The organism is Rhizobium skierniewicense Ch11, assembly GCF_023757665.1.
In the GTDB taxonomy this organism is placed as follows: Bacteria; Pseudomonadota; Alphaproteobacteria; order Rhizobiales; family Rhizobiaceae; genus Agrobacterium; species Agrobacterium skierniewicense.
Genome location: NZ_RXPG01000022.1, coordinates 1 through 1,168 on the forward strand (window position 1 = coordinate 1; position 1,168 = coordinate 1,168).

The window sequence follows — 1,168 nt, forward strand, 5'->3', positions numbered from 1 at the left end:
AACAGCCGAGATTGCAGCCCTCAACGTCGCGTCCCTCTCCGGTATCGACTCCTCGACACTGGCTTCGCTCTCGACAGCTAACTTTGCAGCCCTCAGCGCCGCGCAGGTCGCAAAGCTCTCGACAGCACAGATCGGTGCCGTCACATCCGCACAGCTTGACGTTCTGACCACAGGCCAGATCGCCGGACTGTCGGCCGCACAGATCAAGACCATCACGACATCGGCCCTTTCGGCTCTCGACAGCACACAGGTTGCAGCATTCGCTCCAACCCAGATCGCTGCCATGACAACCGACCAGCTTCAGTCCTTCAGCTCCGACAACATCGCCGCGCTGACGACAAAGCAGGCCGCTGCCCTGACCGCCGCACAGGTCGCAACCCTCAGCTCTGCAGAACTCAACAGCTTCGAAACAGCCGAGATCAAGGCTCTGACTGCAAGCGCTCTGTCCGGCATGACAACCGATGCCGTCGCAGGCCTCACCACGGCGGCCCTCACGGCCTTCAGTGCAACACAGGTCGCAACACTGAGCACAGCACAGATCGCATCGCTCAAGTCCGACCAGATCCAGGAACTCACAACCGACCAGATCAAGGCCCTGACGGCCAATCAGGTCGCGGCTATCACGACATCCTCGATCGCAACCTTGAAGACGGAGCAGGTCGCCGCACTCTCCAACAAGCAACTGGTCGCATTGTCCACCGATCAACTGCAGGCCTTCACCTCAGGCAACATCGCAGCCCTCACCACCTCACAGGCTGGTGCCCTGACCGCTGCACAGGTCGCAACCCTCAGCTCTGCCGAGCTCAACAGCTTCGAAACAGCCGAAATTGCAGCCCTCAGCGTCGCCTCCCTCTCCGGTATCGACTCCTCGACACTGGCTTCGCTCTCGACAGCCAACTTTGCAGCCCTCAGCGCCGCGCAGGTCGCAAAGCTCTCGACAGCACAGATCGGGGCCGTCACATCCGCACAGCTTGACGTTCTGACCACAGGCCAGATCGCAGGACTGTCTGCAGCACAGATCAAGACCATCACGACATCGGCCCTGGCGGCTCTCGACAGCACCCAGGTTGCAGCATTCGCTCCAACCCAAATCGCTGCCATGACAACCGACCAGCTTCAGTCCTTCAGCTCCGACAACATCGCTGCGCTGACGACAAAGCAGGCCGCT

The 1,168-nt window shown here is 60.8% G+C and carries 1 pseudogene; it reads left to right on the forward strand.

Annotation, left to right across the window (positions count from 1 at the left end):
- A pseudogene (locus EKM04_RS16160) lies at positions 1 to 1,168 on the forward strand (beta strand repeat-containing protein); the annotation flags it as partial.